We start from the raw sequence: 19209 nt of genomic DNA on the forward strand, positions 1-19209 counted from the left end.
CGGATGGGAACAACTCCCCCGCCTCCCCCTTGCCTTGGGTGACGTTCCTGTTTGTGGTGGCTGCTTTTTTGGGATTTTTATGGCGTCCAGGTGATCGGCACATAGCCCGGAACCGCCGTCATCCGGTCAAGCCAGGCGCGAATGCCGGGATAGGGTGCCAGACTGATTTTGCCAAGCTCGGCCCGGTGCGTGTAGGCATAAAGTGAGATATCAGCGATGGTAAGCGCGTCGCCCACCAGCCAGTTATGACCGGAAAGACGCTTTTCCATCAGATCAAGCGCACGCTTGGCCCCTGCCTGTTTCATCGGTCCGAGAATATCGGCATGTTCCGGCAGGCCCTTGATCGCATACCAGGAAATCAGAACAGCGACGTTCGGTTCATGGTCATACTGTTCAAAGAACAACCAGCTCATCATATCGGCCCGGTCATAGGCATCCTCGGGGATGAAATTGGTGCCTTCGGCCAGATAGATCAGAATGGCGTTGCTTTCAGCAAGGCTCCTTCCGTCATCAAGGACAAGGGCCGGAATTTTGCCGTTCGGGTTGACCTTTTCAAGGTATTCGGGCGTGCGGGTTTCGCCTTTCATGATGTCACGTTCGACATATTCAAACGGTTGACCCAGCATGGATAGCAGCAAACGGACTTTATAGCCGTTACCCGACATCAAATAGTCGTTCAAAATCATCAGACTCATCCTTGTGGCATATGCATCAAAAGCATTCGCGTTACAGCATTGGCCGGCCGGGTTTGATATTTGCCGCTGGATCGCAATCGGACAATCGAATAGTTTTGACCCTATTGTTCAAAATTCCTGATCAATTTTTCTGATCAAAGGAGAAGCCATGGATTCCGATCTTCTTCGAAGCTTTGTCGCCTTTGCCGAATGCGGCAGCTTCAACCGTGCCGCAGACCGGATCGGTCGCACGCCATCGGCCTTTTCCATGCAGATGAAGCGGCTTGAAGAACTGGTCGACAACAAGCTGTTTGAACGCGACGGACGCAACGTTCAACTGACCCACGAAGGCATCACCTTTGTCGGCTATGCCAGACGGATCCTGAGCCTGACGGATGAGGCGATGGGACAATTGCGTTCGCAGGAAGAAAGCCGTCCGATCCGCATCGGCTGCCCGGATGATTACGCGCAAAAGATTTTGCCAATTGTTCTGCGCGCCATAAGTGCGGTGCATCCACAGGCGCGCTTTTTCGTGTCGGTCAATCCGACGATCCTGCTGCGCCGGATGCTTGATCAGGGGGAGCTTGATCTGTCGATCATCAGCCGGTCGGAAAAAGGTGAAGAGGGATATTTCCTGCGCCATGAACTTGGGGTCTGGGTGACATCGGCAGTTCATGAGCAGCACCTTCTTGATCCGCTGCCGCTTGTTCTCCCGGCCGAAGATTGCAAGTTTCATGCATGGGCGATTGACGCCTTTTCGAAATCCAACCGGCCCTTCACGCTTTATGCGACCTCGCGGCAGGCGGCCTCGATGCTGCATCTGGTCCGCGATGGTTTGGGTGTTGCCGCCCTTGCCTCCGCCAGTGTGACCGATGAATTCAAAATCCTTGATGCGCGGGACGGATTTCCGCCACTGCCAGCCGTCGGTGTCGCTGTCATGCTGGCCGAAGAAGCCCATCCGCTGGTCAATCGCCAGCTTGCCGGTGCGATCCAGGAATATGTCACCCATCATCTTGATGATGACTTGACCAGACCGGCCGCAAGCTGATTGGATGCGCCCCGCGTCGTTTTACCTGTCACCAGCCCGGATAAGATCACCCGCATGACCGCCAAGTCCCGCCTGAATATCTGTACGACCTGCACGTCCTCCACCGCCAGCGCACCAAGTGATCCGCGTGATGGTCAGACGCTTTTTGAGCGCATTCAGGAAATCTGTGCCACGCGCGATCTGCCGTTTGAGGTGAAACCGGTTGAATGCCTGACCAACTGCAAGTCTGGCTGTTCGGTCGCGCTGAACGGATCGGGTAAATGGGGATATGTTTATGGCAATGTTGATCCCGACAGCATGGTCGAGGATCTCTGTGAACTGGCGTCAAAATATGCCGAAAGTGAAAAGGGCATTGTTGCCTGGCGCGAACGGCCAGATGCCCTGCGGCGCAATGTTATTGCCCGCATCCCGCCGATCGAGTAGCAGATGCGGTCGGGGCTTGGCGCAGGACTTTGGTCATTGCCTAGCCAGACAGACCGATGTGAAGTTGCTGCCACAGGCGTTCGACCTCGCCAGTGGATTGCAGTTTCGCAATCAATTGATTGAAGTGTTCAAGCGGGATCGACGATCCGGCTGACAGCACCGCCACCAGATCATGGACGGCATCGGGTTGATCTGAAATCACAAGGCTTTCGCGCAAGGATGGATAATCAACAAACCGGGCGGCCAGAAAGCCCGCCGAGACAATCCCAATCGGGGCTTCCCCGGCCAGAAGTCCGTCAAGGACCTCTTGCTCGTTATAGCGCAGCAAAACATCAAAGTTCTGGCGCAGATATTCCGGATCCGCGTTGAAATCGGCAAATCCGTAATGGAACCCCAAGACGCACAGGATCGGATGATTGGTCACATTCGACAGCAGGCTTTGGATGTCATCGCGTCCAGCCAGAGTTAGATAAAGATCTTTTTCCTGAACAATGGGTTCGGAAAAGCGAACATCAAATTCCAGCCACTCCCATTGTGAACTTTCCAGCAGAACAAGGTCCACATCACCACCGGTTACGGCCTGATAGCGTCTCCGCGATGAGGTTTCTGCAAGTTCAAACACATATTCGTCCTGCAAATCGTTCAGAAGTCTGATCAGGTGCAGAACCATGCCCTGAGGCTCGCCATCCTCATAGAAATAGACCACGCCATATTCATACGCACCGACCTTGACGGGGATCCGTTCATGGGCCTTTGCGGCCGTTACTGCGAACAAAATCGCAAGCAAACAGACAGCAACGCCGGTTACACCCAAATCACGTAGAAAACGTATCGCTACCAAAGCTTTTTCCTGAATACCGATCATCACCCAGTACAGCGATGCCGTATCACCAGGATGGTGACAAAGGCCTCTTTGTTTCTATATGTGGCCGGCGCACCAGTTTTCCAGAAGGAAGCGTGCGATAGATATCGGACGCGGCAGGTTGATACCTTTTTCGGGCAGGTTTGGCACATCGTCGCGATGCACCCACATCGCAAACTCGATTTCTTCGTTATCGGGCAAAAGGTCTGTTGTTTCGGCCTCGGCGACAAAGCCAAGCATCAAGGAACCCGGAAACGGCCAGGGCTGGGATGCGACATATTGCGGGCGTTTGATCCGGACACCGACTTCTTCGAACACTTCACGCGCGACCGCCTGTTCAAGGGTTTCGCCTGGTTCGACAAACCCCGCCAGAACCGACACCATGCCGGGCAAAAATTGCGGCGACCGTGCAAGCAACACATGATCCTGATGATGGATCAACATGATGACGGCCGGATCGGTGCGCGGGAAATGCGATTTGCCACAATCCGGGTTGCTGCATTGCAGACGATAGCCCGCCTCTGCCACCACATTCGGATGGCCGCACGCGCCACAGAACTGGTGCCCCTGATGCCAGTTGAAAATCGCACGTGCCTGTGCGGCAAGGGCGGCCTCATCCACCGAAAGATTGGCCATGCGGGTGCGCATATCGCCAAAACCACCACCGAGTTTGCGGATCGCCTCGTCACGATCTGTCACCACCGCGGCAATATCGACCGCAATCACTGGCCCGCTTTCATCACGACCAAGATAAATCCACTGCCCGCGATGAAGATCAACATCCAGATGCGGAACCGCCGGGGCGCCCAGCACCACCAGTTCATGGGCGTCCATATCCTCCGGCCAGGCAAAAAGCGGATCACCGGCATGGCAAATCAGGATGCGCAGCGACTCCTCGGCCAACAGAACCTGTTGCCAGTCTTCGCGTTTGCGCAAAACCGCATCGCGATCAAGATCAACGGATTCATAAAACAGCCTGTGCATGGTGGTCACTTTCTTGAAATTCTGATGCGGAATATATCGGGCAAGCCCATGGGATCGCCGACATTTCCTGTGGTGACGGAGCATGACATTAACGTGGGTGAGGATCGGTCAAAAGCCACGATTGCTTGATAACAGAAAAAATCCCAGCCAACCCTTGCGTTTTATGGACGCTTGCGCGATATAGGGGGCGAGAGGCTGGCAGTGGACGGACCGCTCGCCAACCCGGTCAGGACCGGAAGGTAGCAGCCGTAACGAGTTTTTCCGGGTCGCTGCTCAGTCTCTCACCCTTCAAACCCTCCCATTGAAATTGCTGATATTTTCTTTGCCACTGACATTGATGGGCAGATGGTTTTTTGCATGGGAACTTTCCCAAGTTTGTGTGGGAAATATCCCACTTGGTCTTTCCCATAGGGCTTCGAAGCTGCTAAAACCGAATGAGAATTAAAACAGTCCGGACCGGATGAATGAGCGAGCAGATCGAGACCGCCAGCGAAACGGCACCAGAAGGTGACACGGTGACAGACAGTAACGTCACGGACACAACCGCGCCCGTCACCACGGCCGAGCCAGAAAGCAAAAGCGAGTATCAGGTTCTTGCGCGGAAATACCGCCCGAAATCCTTTGATGAACTGATCGGCCACGGGCCGATGGTCAAGACGCTGTCAAACGCGCTTGAAAGTGGCCGCCTTGCGCATGCTTTCATCCTGACCGGTGTGCGCGGGATTGGTAAAACCACGACGGCGCGTATCATTGCGCGTGCGCTGAACTGCATTGGCGCAGATGGCAAGGGCGGTGCGACGATCGAGCCGTGTGGTGTGTGTGAGCATTGCCGCGCGATTGCCGAAGACCGCCATGTTGACGTTCTGGAAATGGATGCGGCGTCGCGGACCGGCGTTGATGACATTCGCGAACTGATCGAAGGTGTTCGTTATCGCCCGACGTCGGCACGCTACAAGATCTACATCATCGACGAAGTGCACATGCTTTCGAAAAGTGCGTTTAACGCGCTTTTGAAAACGCTTGAAGAACCGCCAGAGCATGTGAAATTCATCTTTGCCACCACCGAGATCCGCAAAATCCCGATCACGGTCCTGTCGCGCTGTCAGCGCTTTGACTTGCGCCGCGTGCAGACCGATGAACTGGCCGCGCACTATAGCCGCATCGCCGGGCTTGAAAATGCCGAGATCGAAGAAGAAGCCGTCACCCTGATCGCGCGTGCCGCCGATGGGTCGGTCCGTGATGGCATGAGCTTGCTTGATCAGGCAATCTCGCATGGTGCTGGCAAGGTCACCACCCAGCAGGTGCGTGACATGCTGGGTCTTTCGGACCGGTCACGCATATTCGACTTGTTTGATCACACCATGAAGGGCGAGATTAACGAGGCGCTGGAACTTCTTGGCGCGCAATATGCCCTTGGTGGTGATCCGCCGGTGATGTTGCATGATATGCTTGATCTGACCCATTGGCTGACACGCGTGAAGCTGTCGCCTGATGCCGCCAATGATCCCGGCGTGTCACAGATCGAACGCGAACGCGGCAAGGAAATTGCCGCCAAGCTTGCGATGCCGCAATTGACCCGCGCCTGGCAGATGTTGCTTAAGGGCCTTGAAGAAACGCGCATTGCGCCATCACCGATTCAGGCCGCTGAAATGATCCTGATCCGCCTGGCCTATGCCGCGGAAATGCCACCGCCCGGTGACCTGATCAAGAAGCTGCGTCAGGACATGAACAATGCCGGTAACGGCGGCGGCGCGCCACAAGGTGGCGGCAATGGCGGCGGTAGTGGTGGCCCGGGACCGCGCATGCAGGTTGTTAATGGCGGCGGCGGTGCAGCCGCCGTTGCCCAGCGCCGACCTGATCCGCTGGGCGAACCCGAACAGGTCGAACAGCCAGTCTATGCCAAGATGCCCGAAACGTTCGAAGAAGTTGCCGAGTTGCTTGGCAAGGACCGGGAAACCACCGGCCTTTCGATGCAGGTCAAAAACTATATGCATCTGGTGAAGTATGAGCCGGGTCGCATTGAATTTCGCCCGGCACGCGGGGCGGGGTCGGACCTTTCGACCAAGCTGATCAAGGCGCTGAATGGCCTGACCGGTCATCGCTGGCTGGTAAGTGTGTCGGAGCGCGAAGAAGGGGCACCGACCCTTAAGGAACAGGAACTTGAAGCCCTTGAACAGCGCAAGGCAGATGCCTCGCAAGATCCGCTGGTCAGGGCCATTCTGGATGGTTTACCAAAAGCCAAAATCGTTGCCGTCCATCTGCCACCCGGCCAGGAAAATGCCGAGGGCGAAGAGGACGAAAGCGGTTCCGTATATGACGACGCATTTTATCTCGAAGGAGACGACGAGCTATGAAGAACCTTGCAGGGATGCTGAAACAGGCCCAGCAGATGCAGTCCAAAATGCAGGAAATGCAGGAAGGACTGGTTGAACTTGAAATCGAAGGCCAGTCCGGTGCGGGCATGGTCAAGGTGATGCTGAATGGCAAAGGCGAAATGCGCGGCCTTTCGCTTGATAAAAGCATCGTTGACCCGAACGACACCGAAGTCCTCGAAGACCTGATTGTGGCCGCCTATAACGACGCCAAGGTCAAGGTCGAGGCCGCCGTTCAGGAAAAGATGAAAGACGTCACCGGCGGCATGAACCTGCCGGAAGGCTTCAAACTGCCGTTCTGATCTTTCATCGGACACGCGATAAAATTCGTACTTTTAATGTACGCGGCAAAGGGTGGCGTTGCGCCGCCCTTTGTTTTTGATACAAGCTAACTATCAGAAAACACCACACACGGGGTCATTATGACCGGACGGGAAATTGAAAATCTGATCAAGCTGCTTTCGCGTCTGCCCGGACTTGGGCCGCGTTCGGCACGGCGTGCGGTCTTGCAGATGCTCAAAAAGCCTGAAACATTGATGATCCCGCTGGCAGATGCGCTGCATTCCACGGCGGAGGTCATGACGACCTGTTCGAATTGCGGCAATATCGATGTCACCGACCCTTGCCATATCTGTGCAGACCAAAACCGCGGCACGGACATCATCTGTGTGGTCGAGGAAGTCCAGGATCTTTGGGCGCTTGAGCGCGGGGCATCGTTTAAGGGCAAGTATCATGTGTTGGGCGGGACGCTGTCGCCGCTTGATGGTGTTGGCCCGGATGACCTTAAAATCGATCAGCTGGTCAACCGCGTGCGCGAAAACGCTGTGTCCGAGGTCATCCTTGCCACCAATGCCACGGTCGATGGTCAGACCACAGCACATTACATCACCGAACGGCTGATCGAAACCGGGGTCAAGGTCACCCGCCTTGCCCATGGCGTGCCGGTGGGCGGTGAGCTTGATTATCTTGATGATGGCACACTGGCGGCCGCATTGCGCTCAAGAAGCTCGGTCTAAACAGCAATCATTCAGACAGAAAAAAGGGCAGCCATGAGCTGCCCTTAATTATTTTCACAATTACTGTGTCGTAATTATTCAAACCTTCTGAGGTCAGAATTACAGTATTCTGCCACAGCCGGATTGAATAATTCAGAGCCTTTTTCAGGCAGCCTTGATCTTTTCCGCAGCAAGGCGGGTTGCCAGCTCATAGCCATAGGCACCGGCACCTGCCATCACCGCATCGGCGACCGAGCTGATCCAGCTGGTATGGCGGAATTCCTCACGCGCGTGCGGGTTGGAAATATGCAGCTCGATGATATAGCCCTCAAAGGTCTTGAGCGCGTCATGGATCGCAACCGAGGTATGGGTATAGGCACCGGCATTGATGATCAGGGCGGCTGATTTGGTGCGGGCCTCGTGGATCATGTCGATGATCGCACCTTCATGGTTGGACTGGCCAAACCGCACCGAAACGCCAAGCTCCTTGGCAAGGGCACTGCATTTTTCCTCGATCGAGGCCAGCGTGTCATAGCCGTAAATTTCCGGCTGGCGCTGTCCCAGAAGGTTCAGGTTCGGTCCGTTGATGACTAGAATTTCCTGCACGCTCATTTCCTTGTTCCCGCCTTTATGCGCTTGGTGCCCTGTGGTTATTTCGCCGCATCGTTACGACGGTTCATGCGCGTCTGTGACGCAAGCCGGATCGGCGCATTGGCCGCCCCGAAGCCACGATACGCGCGACGCTCGACCAATTCAAAGAAGAAACGGTTGGCGAAGGTACGCGTATAGGCCTGATAATATTCACCTTCATCATCACGATCATAGAGAATATTACGTGCGCGCAAACGATCAAGCAGTTCCGGCTCCAACCCAAACCGTGCTTCGATATCGTCATAATAGTTTTCCGGGATCGGCAGGATTTCAACGCCATGTGCCATGCAATAATCCACCGAGGCAAAGATATCGTCGCTGGCAAAGGCCAGATGCTGCACACCGCTGCCAAAGAACTCGTTGAGGAACTGGGAATGCTGGGTATGCGGGCTTTGCGAGCCATTGAGGATCAAACGCACCGCATCGCTTTGCACCACCTGACTTTGCACAAGCCCGCCCGGATCCGGGATATCAAGGGTCGGCATTTTGCCGAGATCAAAGATCGAGGTGAAATACAAAAGCCAGGTCAGCATTTCCTCATACTGCATCGAGTATGACACATGATCGACCTTGCGAAGTTTTGCCTTTCCGGCGTCAGCGTAAGCACCCTTTTCGGGTTCAAACTCGACATCCCAGATGCGCGAAAGCTCGCTATGGTCATCAAGGAAATAAACAAGGCTGCCGCCGACACCCCGGATGGCCGGCATTTCAATTTCGCCTTCGCCAACCGCCTGACTGAAGGGGGCTGCCAGCAAAGATTGCGCGCGATCCATCGTTGCCTTGGCGTCATCGACCTTAAGCCCGACCGCACAGACCGACGGGCCATGCACGATGTTATAGGAATGCGCAAAGCCATCCTTGTCGCAATTGATCACAAGGTTGATGTCACCCTGTTTCCACCATGTCACCGCCTTGGTCTTGTGACTGCCGCGCTTTTCAAAGCCAAGGGCAGCGAACAGTGTCGCAAGCTTTTCGGCGTTTTCTTCCTCGACCGCGAACTCGACAAAGCCGACTTCCTTGGCATGCGCCTTGGGCGGCAGGGCCGTGCCCTTCTCACCAACCTGAACGCCTTCGATGCCGTCGCCGAGATAGATCAGGGAGCGCAAACCATCCTTGGCCACGTTCTTGGTCGAGCTTGAGCGGAACTGATCGTTGAAAATCTCAAGCGACAGCGGCCCGTCATAGCCGGTCATGGCAAGGTTGCGCATGAACTCACCGAGCGGGAAGTCCCCCTGCCCCGGGAAGCAGCGGAAATGGCGGCTCCAGGACAGGGCATCCATTTCAAGGATCGGCGCATCGGCCACCTGCACGAGGAAAATCTTGTCGCCCGGGATCGATGAAATCGCATCGAGCGGCACCTTGCGCGCCATGATGTGGAAGGTATCAAGCACCAGACCAACATTCGGGTGATTGGCGCGCCGCACGACTTCCCAGCTGTCGCGATAGTCGCTGATATGCTTGCCCCATGAAAGGGCCTCGAACGCGACACGCAAGCCCCGTTTGGCGGCACGATCGCCAAGCTCTGCCAGGTCCTTGGCGGCGCGATCAAGCCCGCCCAATGATTGCGGGGAGACGTTCGAACAAACCATCAATAGGTCTGTGCCCAGTTCTTCCATCAGGTCAAACTTGCGCTCGGCGCGCTCAAACGCGCGGGTGCGCTGGGGTTCGGGCATGCCTTCGAAATCGCGGAACGGCTGGAAGGTGACCAGTTTCAGACCCAGATCACGGATCGTTTTGCCAACATCTTCCGGCGATCCGTCAAAGGACAGAAGGTCATTTTCAAAAATCTCGACCCCGTCAAAGCCGGCAGCGGCAATGGCATCGAGTTTTTCCTGAAGATCGCCTGACAGTGAAACTGTGGCAATTGAGGTCAGCATTTTATCCCTCCGGGATGCATGTGGGGCACCGGCACATTCACAGAAGGATGCTGCAATCGCGGGGCGTACCCCGCGCGCAGATCAATGCTGTGAACGGCGCCGATAGGTTTCGATATGGTCGGTCAGTTTGGCAATCGCGCCATCCAGATCCCGTGCAAGCGACAGCTCACAGATTTCGCGATGCTCATCGATGATTTCCTGGGCACGGAAACCATGGGTTTTGAGTTCGATCACCACATAGCGGCGGAACTGATCGAAAATCTCGTGGTGCAGGCGCATATGCAGGTTCGACCCACAGGCCGAAATCAGCGCCTGATGAAATTCGCGGTCATACTGGCTCCAGCGCACGGTCAGTTCGCGGCTGTCACGGTCAAGCATCTGCTTTTCAACAGTGGAAAGCTTGTGATGGGCGGCCGCAACCCGGGCTTCCCATTCAACGTCGCCATGCTTGATCGAGGCCGCCAGACCATCGCGTTCAAGCAACAGTCGCATCGCCGTCAGTTCCATGAAGTTCGACGGCGATGTTTCAACAACACGGAAGCCCTTCTGGCCTTCGACAAACACAAAGCCCGACGCCACCAGACGATTAAGCACTTCACGCAGCGTGTTGACCCCGACGCTATAACGTTCGCGCAGCGCCTCGAGCTTAAGCTTCACGCCCGGCTGCAATTCGCCATACAAAATGTCATCGCGAATTTCGTTATAGACTGTCTCGGCAACGGTACTGCTGCTCATGGTCTTGGTCCCCTAGCCTGTCAATGCCTCGGGATAGGCATTGAAGTATTCGTCCCTCGCAGCGTCGGCATCAATCTCTGCCCCGCTGAAAACTTCAAATGCTTCAATACCCTGAAAGAAGAAGAGTTCAAAGCCGGTCATGACGTCGATCCCCGATTTGGCCGCAGCGCGCAGGAAGGCGGTTTGAACCGGGGTATAGACCGCATCAAACGCCCATTTCTGTCCACCAAACAGATCGGTATCAAACGGGCAGCCGGGATACTGGTTCATGCCAACCGGCGTGCAGTTGATCAAACCATCGGACGCGCGCACCGCATCAGAAAGGTCATCTTCACCGACAAAGGCCGCATTGGCATTGGCCGCAACAAGGGTTGCCACCAGTTCTTCACCGCGCGCGGCATCCTTGTCATGGATCAGGATCTTGTCCGCACCAAGCCCGCGCAGGCCAAACGCCGTGGCAAGGCCGACACCACCCGCCCCCATCTGCAAAACGGTTCCCGGCTTGGCATCGCCGAACTGTTTTTGATAGCCGCGCATGAAGCCGACAAAGTCGGTGTTATCCCCACGCCAGCCATCTTCGCGGAAGACAACGGTGTTTACCGAGCCCAGGGCTTCGGGCAGGCGTTTGCGCGGGGTGATCAGTTTGCGCGCACTTGTTTTGTACGGATGGGTCACATTGACCCCGGCATAGCCGGTTTCCGCACAGGTAGTCAGCTGCTTGATCAGGTCAAAATCCTTGATCACATCGCTGTCAAGATAGTCGTACGTGACATCCATACCGCACATACGGCCCAGCAATACGTGCAGTCGTGCCGACTGGCTCCGCGAAATGCCTTTACCAATAAGACCGAGTTTCAACATGGACAGGTATCCTAAAATCCAAACAGATCGGGCAAGAACGTAACGATGCCCGGTACAAAGGTGATGATCAGCAACACCGCCAGTTCAACGATAAAGAACGGCATGATCGCGCGGATCATTCGGGCCATACCGACGCCCGCAATCGCATCCGCAACAAACAAGCACAATCCCATCGGCGGCGTAATCAGGCCGATCATCAGGTTAAAGATCACGATGATCCCGAAATGGGTCGGATCAATGCCAAGGCTGATCGCGATCGGATGCAGGATCGGCACCAGCACCAGCATCGCAGCAATCCCTTCAAGCACCAGACCAACCGCCAAAAGCATCAGGTTGATCAGGATCAGGAAGGTGACCGGGCTGTCGACATAGCCCAGAACGAACTTGCTGACGGTCTGTGGAATACCGGCAAAGGTCATGAACCAGTTTGCCGCCGCCACCGTTGCCATGATGATCAGGATGCTTGATGAATCGCGCATCGCACCTGCGAAAATTGCCGGCAGATCGCCCGGTTTCAGTTCCCGGAATACGAACAGGCCAACAACCAGTGCATAGAACACAGCAAAGCTTGCCGCCTCGGTCGGGGTGACGATGCCAGCAAGGATCGAGCCGATGACAAAGACCGGCATGAACAGCGGAATAAGGCCGTTCCAGATCGCCTTGAGCTTCTCGCCCATATTCATGCGTTCGCGCGGCTTGGCGTGGTTTTTGACAAAGAAGCGCACATAAACCGACAACGCAATCGCCAGCAAAACACCGGGCACAATCCCGGCAAGGAATAAGGCCGGCACCGACACATTGGTGGTGATCAGCGCATAGATAATCACCGGAATGCTGGGCGGAATGATCGGACCGATGACCGATGATGCAGCCGTCAGGGCGGCGGCAAAATCACGCGGATAGCCTTCCTTTTCCATCGACGGAATAAAGATACGGCCAATTGCGGATGTATCAGCAACCGCAGATCCCGAAAGACCGGCAAAGATCACCGAGGACCAGATATTGACCTGGGCAAGACCGGCCTTGGCATGGCCTACAAGTGCATTGGCCAGATTGATCACACGCGATGTGATGCCACTGGCATTCATCAACTCGCCGGCCAGAACAAACAGCGGAATGGCAAGAATGGTAAAGCTGTCCATCCCGGCAAAAATACGCTGCGGCAGAAGATCAATGCCAAACGTGCCGGTACTGATATAGGCGACAATGCCAAGCGCGATCGCAAAGGCAACCGGTGCACCGATCGCAAGCAGTGCCAGAAGGGTGACGCCGGTAATCATGCTTCACCCCCGGTGGAATTCTTATTCAGACAAGATGCAAGGCGCAAAATGGCGGCAATCACCAGACAAACACCACCAACAGTGATGGCGATTTGCGCCCAATACATCTGAATGCCGATGCCCGAGGCAACAATACCGCCGCGCTTGGCGGCAAATACATAACCTGCATAGGCAAGGATACCGCCCAGCACCAGCGTCGCGGCATCAACAATGATTGCGAGCTTGCGGCGGCTGCGTGCGGGAATGGTATCAACAACAATGCTGAAAGTGATCTGGGTACCCTGCAGATAGGCATAGGCCACACCGAACATGCAGCCATAGATCATCGCGTATTTCGCGATTTCTTCGCTCCATTGCAGCGGGGAAGAAAACAGATATCGGCTGACACTGCCGGCAAAAACGACACCAAAAACAATTAGGATACTTAATCCCGAAAGTCCGGCGAGCAAACGCTTGTAAGCATTCTCGGTGCGTTGCATGGGTTCCCCCGGATCGCTCTGAAAATTATTATGCTTTTATAAGCACGGTGGCGGGAAAAAAGGGCAGGTCAGGCGCAAGGAGGAGCACCCGACCCGCCAAACACCGATTACATTGAAGCTTCAGCTTCGGAAACGGCAGTTTGCAGTTTTTCGATCCATGCAGCATCGATCTCGCCCGAAAGCCATTCGATGACTGCCGGCTGAGCGGCATCACGGAACATCTTGAGCTGTTCGGCGGTCGGCGTGGTTACTTCCATGCCTTCCTCTGCCAGTTTGGCAACGCCTTCGGCAGAGTTGAACTGCTGAACCGCACGGCCAACGTTCGATGCAACACCGGCTGCGCGACGCAGAAGTGCCTGATCAGCCTCGGAAAGGTTCTGATAGATTGCTTCGTTGATCACGATGAAGTCGGTGCCATACACGTGACGGTCAAGCGTCAGGTATTTCTGCATTTCATAGAACTTGTTGGCATAGATCACGCTGATCGGGTTTTCCTGACCGTCCACCGTGCCGGTGGTCAGTGCGGTCGGAACTTCCGGCCACGGAATCGGGGTCGGTTCGCCACCAAGTGCCTTGACCATTTCCACGAACAGCGGAACGGTCATGACGCGAATTTTCAAGCCTTCCATGTCTTTCGGCTCGGAAATTGCGCGCTGGGAGTTGGTGAAGTTACGGAAACCGGTTTCACCATAGGCCAGCGTACGCAGACCGGTTTTTTCCAGGCAGTGCGCGGCAAGTTCCTTGCCGAAATCACCATCCAGAACGTTCCAGGCAACGTTGGCATTCGGGAAAACATAAGGGATATCAAGAACGGCTGCCTCAGGGCAGACCTTGGAGAACGGACCCGATACCATCGACATGGCAAGCGTACCGTCCTGGGTATTCTGCAGCAGATCAGTTTCACCGCCCAGCGCACCGGCCGGGAACAGAGCGACCTCAATACGGCCAGCCGATTCTGCTTCGACAATGTTTTTAAAGACCTGTGACGCTGCACCTTTTTTCGAGGTGGTCCACTCTGCCGGGTCAACATGGGCAAAGTTCAGGGTCACATCGGCTGCCTGCGCGTTAAAACCAAATGACGCGGCGACCATTGAAGCGGCGCCAAACAAGGCACCTTTGGAAATCATCTTCATTTCTTCCTCCCGATATAAAACGACATCCGCGGACCGTGGTTGCTTTTGACACTCTTGTTCTTGGGCGGTCCCTGTTCGGAATTAGGATAATTTAAAAAACATAGGAGATTTTGTCAAATGTTCTATATTTTACCTGTGAGCCGCGTAAAATAAGGCCTTCGGACCCATTCAGATCGTTACCATTTTCTGCGGCCAGCCCCGATCTCTCTGTCAAATTCCTGCCAAAAAGCGATGCTTTAACATCTATAAGCTTGGGGGAGGGCTGTCTGAATTTCAAACCAGTGACATCAAAAAACCTTGTCGCATCACAAGCATTCCAGTGACTTGGCAACAGATGCAATGGCCAGATGCCAATTGCAAAACAGCTTGCTGTAAAGCAGGATATTTGTGCTACTTTGGCATTCGAATTCTGCGATTCGCCCGCTGAAACGAAACCATTTTCAAAGTGAACCCCGTGAACAGTGTAACCGGCCCAAAATCACCGCAACTTGCGAAGATTGCTTCGCGCATTCTGGCAGGCAGCTTCCTGTTTGAGGATCTGGACCCCGAACTGTTGGAGCAACTGTCAAACCAGGCGACTGTCCGCCGGTTTGACGATGGTCAGTTGCTGTTTGAAAAGGGTGCACCGGCAGACGGGCTGTATGCGGTCGAGGCCGGCAAGGTTCGCATTTCATCGGTTTCGGAAACCGGCAAGGAAATCGTGCTTAACGTTCTGGCCCCCGGTGCGGTATTTGGCGAAATCGCATTGCTGGATGGCGAACCGCGCACAGCGACCGCACGGGCGGTTGGCCCGACCCGGACACTTTTCATTTCGCGCGATGACTTCTTTGAAATCTTTGACCGTGAAGCTCCGCTGCGCCGTCACATCACCGCCCTTTTGTGCCGTCGCCTGCGTTGGGTCAGTGACCTGCTTGAAGATGCCAACTTCCTTGATCTGACCGCACGTCTGATCAAACGCATCCTGTGGCTGGCCGAACGTCATGGCGGCCCGGACCCGGAAGGCATTCGCATCGCACTTCCGCTGTCGCAGCAGGAATTGGGTCTGATGCTGGGTGTGACCCGTGAAGCGGTGAACAAGAAGCTGCGCGAACTTGAAAAACAGGGGATGATCACGCGCCGTGATGGTCGACTGGTCGTCAAGGACAGCGAAGGGCTGAAACAACTTCTTGCTGATGCCGTCAAAAACTGAGCCTTCCGAGTCAATTTTTGAACGCCTTGTCGCCCGCGAAGAAAAGCGCGGGCTGATCCTTGTTGCCTTCTTACGCATCTGCCTTCTGGCGTTCATCCTGCTTTTGTTTAGCAAACCTGATTCGCCGACTGGCAAGCTTTACACATTGCTTGAGGTCCTCGGCTGGTTCATTCCCGGCGTGTTTGTTCAGCTTTTCGTCGCCTTTCGCGGCGGCAAATCATACTGGATGATCTATCTGCTGGCGGTGATTGATGCGGTTCTGATTGTCTATGTCTCGGTTGTGCCTGATCCGCTTAATCCGTTGCTGGATCATCCGGCATGGCTATATGGATTTGTCGTGCGCGACCGTGGCGTGGTCTTTTCGATGATCATGATGGCAATCATCATCATGACCTTTTCGCCGCGCCTGATCCTGTGGTTCGGCTTCTGGTTGTTTGCGTCATGGTGCGGGGCGATCTGGTGGCTGATGACGCGGCCCGGCGTGATCGTTTCCCAGCATTTCGGCGATGAATGGAACCCCAGCCAGCAAGAAATCATCGATACCTATAACCTGCCGGAATTTGTCGATATCTCGGCCCTTGCCGAACAGGTGATTATTGTCATCGTCTTTACATTAGCCTGTGCGGTGATGGTTTCGCGTTTGCGGGTGTTGATCAACCAGTCCGCCGCATCCGAACGTGCGCATGGTAATCTGGCGCGATATTTCCCGACTGCCCTTGCCGATCAGTTGGCCGATCGTGATGAACCGATCCGTGTGGGTGAACGCCGCGAATGCGTTATTCTGTTTGCCGATGTTATTGGCTTTTCACGCTTTGCCGAAAAGCGCGACCCGCAGGAAGTCATGCGGTTCCTAAACCAGTTCCATCACATCGCAACATCGCAAATCGGTGCCTATGGCGGCATTGTTGAAAAATATATCGGTGATGCGGTGATGGCGAGTTTTGCCGCCTTCGACGATCTTGAAAACCCGGCGGCCAATGCATTTTGTGCCGCACAGGCAATCATCGCACAGGTCGCCGAATGGCAGACCCGGGCCCCGGCAAATGGCGGCGAACCGCTTGAAATCGGGGTTGGGCTTAATTTCGGCCCGGCCGTTGTGGGCGATATCGGCCAACGCGAGGCGGTCACACCCGCCGTCATCGGGGCCACGGTCAACCTTGCCGCCCGCCTTGAAAAGGCAACCCGCGAACTTGGCAGCGATACGGTGATGAGCGAACAATTCGCCAACCGCCTGCGCAAGGAAGCCCCGGTCGCCGGACCGATTCTTCTTGCCCGCTATGCACAAACGCAAACAATTCAGGTCAAAGGGTTTAGTGAACCTGTCGGGGTCCGCTTTAACGGCTGCTAAATAAACTGCTAATAGAATGTCTTCCGGTCTGCCAAGCCCTTGAATATCCGGCAAACCAATCCAAAGTGCTTTGATATTTCTGGTGCAGCATGAAAACGGATCAGCAGGAGGACGCGATGGCGACCGAAAAAGGCGCGAACCCGACGGCCAAGGGGCCCGTCCCGTCCGCCGTAAAACTGACCACCCTGTTTGGCGAACGCGAATTCGCCTGGGACAAGGCCATTTACTTCCCGGCCGGGCTTAAGGGCTTTCCTGATCATAACGTCTTTGCGCTGGCAAGCTTCCCGGGTGAAAGCGGCAATGCATTTCTTTTGATGCAATGCCTGACCGAACCGGAACTGGCCTTTATCGTGGCACCCTATAACCTTGAAAGCGATACGATCCGGCCCGAACACCTTGAACAGGGCTTTGGCATTCACGGCATCAAAAAGGAAGATGGCGCGGTGTTGCTGATTGTGACCCTGCACAAGCCCGATGATGGCCCCGTGAGCATGTCGGTCAATCTGCGCGCGCCGATCATTATTGATACCGCCCGTCAGGCTGCCTACCAGCATCACCTGCCCGAGGTCGGTGGATATTCCTTCCACCACGTTCTGAGCTAAGCATAAGCCCCATCTTCGGATTCTGACCTTTTGCTGCGCATCGAATTGCGCGGGCAAACGTTTGCGTGCATTGGCACCATGCGTTTATGCGTCTTGCCTGAAATTATCCCTGCATGTCCTTGATCCTGCCATCTTTTCACGCAAAGGTGGCAATCAGAGCAAATTGCATAGCCCCACTTCATCATGACAAAAGGGATCGGGAATGACAGCAGCATTACGCAATCGTTTTGCACTCGCCGCCTTGTTGGGATCAGCGGTATTTTTCGGACCGGATGCTGAGCCTGCCCGCGCGCAAAGCCCGTCCGTTGGACTATCAGCCGACAACCGCACCAGCCTGCAGCTGACGGTTTATCCCGGCAACCTGTCGCTGATTACCGAAAAACGCGATGCGGCCATTCCCGCAGGCCAAAGCACGCTTCGCATTGATGGCCTGCCCCAGACCATCATGAATGACTCCTTCCTGCTCGGCACTGCCAAGGATGCCGATCTTGTCTGGACGTCCTTGCGCAATCGCGGCAACGGATCAAACGCCATTGAAGACCTTGTGCGCGATCAGATCGGCAAGACCGTCACCATTCGCCGTGACGACGCCCTGATTGAAGGCACCCTTGTCGCGGTAAGCCATGTTGCCCTGATTGAAACCGATGCCGGTCTGGAACAGGTGCCGCTTGATCAGGTGATTGTTTCCGAACTGCCCGATGGCTTTACCACCAGTCCGACCCTTGATGCGGATATCGCGACCGGTAGCACGCTTGACCACGTATCGATGGCCTATCTTCTGGGCGGGATCGGTTGGAACACGTCCTATACCGCCTATTACGACCGCGCGGAAAACAGCCTGAAACTGACAGCAATCGCCAAGGTCATGAACGGATCAGGCAACGATTATGACAATGCGTCCTTGCGTCTGGTCGCCGGTGACCCCAACCGGGTGCAGCAGCCCCCGATGGCCAAGGCCGCACGCACCGAAATGATGATGTCGGTCATGGCCGATGGTGCTGCACCTTCTGCTGGCGCGCCGGACCGGGCAAGTTTTGAAAACCTGCATGTTTATGGCCCGTTTGACGGCCTTTCGATGCAGGATGGCGACACGGTCATTCTGCCGTTGCTTGATCCGCAAATCCTGCCGGTCAAACGCCACGCGATCTTCCAGGCATCAAGCAGCGTCTATAATATGGCGCAAAATGACACCAACGATTTCGTCCGCCCGGATCTTGAAATCGACATCACCAACGAAGGCGGCAAAGACGCCAAAAGCCCGTGGCCGGATGGCATTGTGCGCATCTATGCCCAAACTCCGGCAGGCGATACCGGCTATCTTTCCGAAGACATGATTTCGCTGACCCCGGTTGGCCGTGATGCGACCCTGCGTCTGGGCAAGGCCAGCGACCTGAACGGCACGCGTAATGTCACCTCGTTTGACCGCAAGGCGCGCCCGAACCTGCCAGACGCCATTAAGGCCGATCTGAAATGGACCATCCGCAATACCAGTGACCGTGTCGAAACCGTCACCGTCCGTGAAGACCTGCCAGTGGATTGGAAAGTGACGGCCGAAAGCCACAAGCACGAACGCGATCAACCCGGCCAGATCAGCTGGGACATCGACGTTCCGGCAAATGGTGAAGTGACATTGACCTGGTCGGTAGCAAGCACCCGCTGATCAATCAATCCATGCATTGGAACGGCTACAGGGAAC

General features: G+C 55.4%; 19 protein-coding genes and 1 other RNA gene. 10 read left to right on the forward strand and 10 right to left on the reverse strand.

The window, feature by feature from the left end:
* Nucleotides 1-77: 77 nt before the first annotated feature.
* On the reverse strand, nucleotides 78-686 hold the full coding sequence (locus WBY09_RS00260; RefSeq protein WP_197146493.1) for a glutathione S-transferase family protein: 609 nt from the start codon (nucleotides 684-686) through the stop codon (nucleotides 78-80).
* A 157-nt stretch (nucleotides 687-843) separates the two neighbouring features.
* Here WBY09_RS00260 and WBY09_RS00265 point away from each other — a divergent pair, with 157 nt between their 5' ends.
* Entirely contained in the window at nucleotides 844-1722 is an 879-nt protein-coding gene (locus tag WBY09_RS00265) for a LysR family transcriptional regulator (RefSeq protein ID WP_197146492.1), read from the forward strand.
* 54 nt (nucleotides 1723-1776) lie between these two features.
* Entirely contained in the window at nucleotides 1777-2145 is a 369-nt protein-coding gene (locus WBY09_RS00270; RefSeq protein WP_197146491.1) for a DUF1636 family protein, read from the forward strand.
* A gap of 40 nt (nucleotides 2146-2185) precedes the next feature.
* Here the strand turns inward: WBY09_RS00270 and WBY09_RS00275 are convergent, their stop codons facing one another.
* Both WBY09_RS00275 and nudC read right to left on the reverse strand, forming a co-directional pair.
* Nucleotides 2186-2986: a transporter substrate-binding domain-containing protein gene (locus WBY09_RS00275; protein WP_197146490.1), complete on the reverse strand. Its 801-nt coding sequence runs from the start codon at nucleotides 2984-2986 to the stop codon at nucleotides 2186-2188.
* Between the two features lie 78 nt (nucleotides 2987-3064).
* Entirely contained in the window at nucleotides 3065-3991 is a 927-nt protein-coding gene (nudC, locus tag WBY09_RS00280; RefSeq protein ID WP_197146489.1) for an NAD(+) diphosphatase, read from the reverse strand.
* Nucleotides 3992-4181: 190 nt separating this feature from the next.
* Between nudC and ffs the strand changes: the two genes are divergently transcribed.
* From ffs to recR, 4 genes are all read left to right on the forward strand, one after another.
* Nucleotides 4182-4276: signal recognition particle sRNA small type (gene ffs, locus WBY09_RS00285), an RNA gene on the forward strand.
* 179 nt (nucleotides 4277-4455) lie between these two features.
* Nucleotides 4456-6345 carry a DNA polymerase III subunit gamma/tau gene (locus tag WBY09_RS00290; RefSeq protein ID WP_336231751.1) on the forward strand — a complete coding sequence of 630 codons (1890 nt, stop codon included), beginning with the start codon at nucleotides 4456-4458 and terminating at the stop codon, nucleotides 6343-6345.
* The gene (locus WBY09_RS00295; protein WP_008889081.1) at nucleotides 6342-6665 is read left to right on the forward strand and encodes a YbaB/EbfC family nucleoid-associated protein; all 324 of its coding nucleotides are present in this window, start codon (nucleotides 6342-6344) and stop codon (nucleotides 6663-6665) included. The genes WBY09_RS00290 and WBY09_RS00295 overlap by 4 nt, the downstream gene beginning before the upstream one ends.
* 120 nt (nucleotides 6666-6785) lie before the next feature.
* A complete protein-coding gene (gene recR / locus WBY09_RS00300) occupies nucleotides 6786-7379 on the forward strand; it encodes a recombination mediator RecR (RefSeq protein WP_197146487.1) in 594 nt (197 codons plus the stop codon).
* 144 nt (nucleotides 7380-7523) lie between these two features.
* Here recR and aroQ read toward each other — a convergent pair whose 3' ends face one another.
* From aroQ to WBY09_RS00335, 7 genes are all read right to left on the reverse strand, one after another.
* Nucleotides 7524-7970, reverse strand: a complete 447-nt coding sequence (gene aroQ / locus WBY09_RS00305) for a type II 3-dehydroquinate dehydratase (protein WP_197146486.1) — start codon at nucleotides 7968-7970, stop codon at nucleotides 7524-7526.
* Between the two features lie 38 nt (nucleotides 7971-8008).
* The gene (locus WBY09_RS00310; protein WP_197146485.1) at nucleotides 8009-9886 is read right to left on the reverse strand and encodes a bifunctional sugar phosphate isomerase/epimerase/4-hydroxyphenylpyruvate dioxygenase family protein; all 1878 of its coding nucleotides are present in this window, start codon (nucleotides 9884-9886) and stop codon (nucleotides 8009-8011) included.
* A gap of 81 nt (nucleotides 9887-9967) precedes the next feature.
* A complete protein-coding gene (locus WBY09_RS00315) occupies nucleotides 9968-10621 on the reverse strand; it encodes a GntR family transcriptional regulator (RefSeq protein ID WP_063085768.1) in 654 nt (217 codons plus the stop codon).
* Nucleotides 10622-10633: 12 nt separating this feature from the next.
* Entirely contained in the window at nucleotides 10634-11482 is an 849-nt protein-coding gene (locus WBY09_RS00320; RefSeq protein WP_008889076.1) for a shikimate dehydrogenase family protein, read from the reverse strand.
* An 11-nt stretch (nucleotides 11483-11493) separates the two neighbouring features.
* Nucleotides 11494-12762 carry a TRAP transporter large permease gene (locus tag WBY09_RS00325; RefSeq protein ID WP_064788160.1) on the reverse strand — a complete coding sequence of 423 codons (1269 nt, stop codon included), beginning with the start codon at nucleotides 12760-12762 and terminating at the stop codon, nucleotides 11494-11496.
* Nucleotides 12759-13241: a TRAP transporter small permease gene (locus tag WBY09_RS00330; RefSeq protein WP_286792022.1), complete on the reverse strand. Its 483-nt coding sequence runs from the start codon at nucleotides 13239-13241 to the stop codon at nucleotides 12759-12761. Before WBY09_RS00330 ends, WBY09_RS00325 begins: the two co-directional genes overlap by 4 nt.
* A gap of 107 nt (nucleotides 13242-13348) precedes the next feature.
* A complete protein-coding gene (locus tag WBY09_RS00335) occupies nucleotides 13349-14374 on the reverse strand; it encodes a DctP family TRAP transporter solute-binding subunit (protein ID WP_063085780.1) in 1026 nt (341 codons plus the stop codon).
* A 454-nt stretch (nucleotides 14375-14828) separates the two neighbouring features.
* Here WBY09_RS00335 and WBY09_RS00340 point away from each other — a divergent pair, with 454 nt between their 5' ends.
* From WBY09_RS00340 to WBY09_RS00355, 4 genes are all read left to right on the forward strand, one after another.
* Complete coding sequence (locus tag WBY09_RS00340) at nucleotides 14829-15563, forward strand: Crp/Fnr family transcriptional regulator (protein WP_008889072.1); 735 nt, start codon at nucleotides 14829-14831, stop codon at nucleotides 15561-15563.
* Nucleotides 15547-16911: an adenylate/guanylate cyclase domain-containing protein gene (locus WBY09_RS00345; RefSeq protein WP_336231752.1), complete on the forward strand. Its 1365-nt coding sequence runs from the start codon at nucleotides 15547-15549 to the stop codon at nucleotides 16909-16911. Before WBY09_RS00340 ends, WBY09_RS00345 begins: the two co-directional genes overlap by 17 nt.
* A 116-nt stretch (nucleotides 16912-17027) precedes the next feature.
* Nucleotides 17028-17513: a flagellar assembly protein FliW gene (fliW, locus tag WBY09_RS00350; RefSeq protein WP_008889070.1), complete on the forward strand. Its 486-nt coding sequence runs from the start codon at nucleotides 17028-17030 to the stop codon at nucleotides 17511-17513.
* Nucleotides 17514-17715: 202 nt separating this feature from the next.
* On the forward strand, nucleotides 17716-19173 hold the full coding sequence (locus WBY09_RS00355; protein ID WP_336231753.1) for a DUF4139 domain-containing protein: 1458 nt from the start codon (nucleotides 17716-17718) through the stop codon (nucleotides 19171-19173).
* Nucleotides 19174-19209 lie beyond the last annotated feature (36 nt).

The organism is Thalassospira sp. CH_XMU1458, from assembly GCF_037027205.1.
In the GTDB taxonomy this organism is placed as follows: Bacteria; Pseudomonadota; Alphaproteobacteria; order Rhodospirillales; family Thalassospiraceae; genus Thalassospira; species Thalassospira tepidiphila.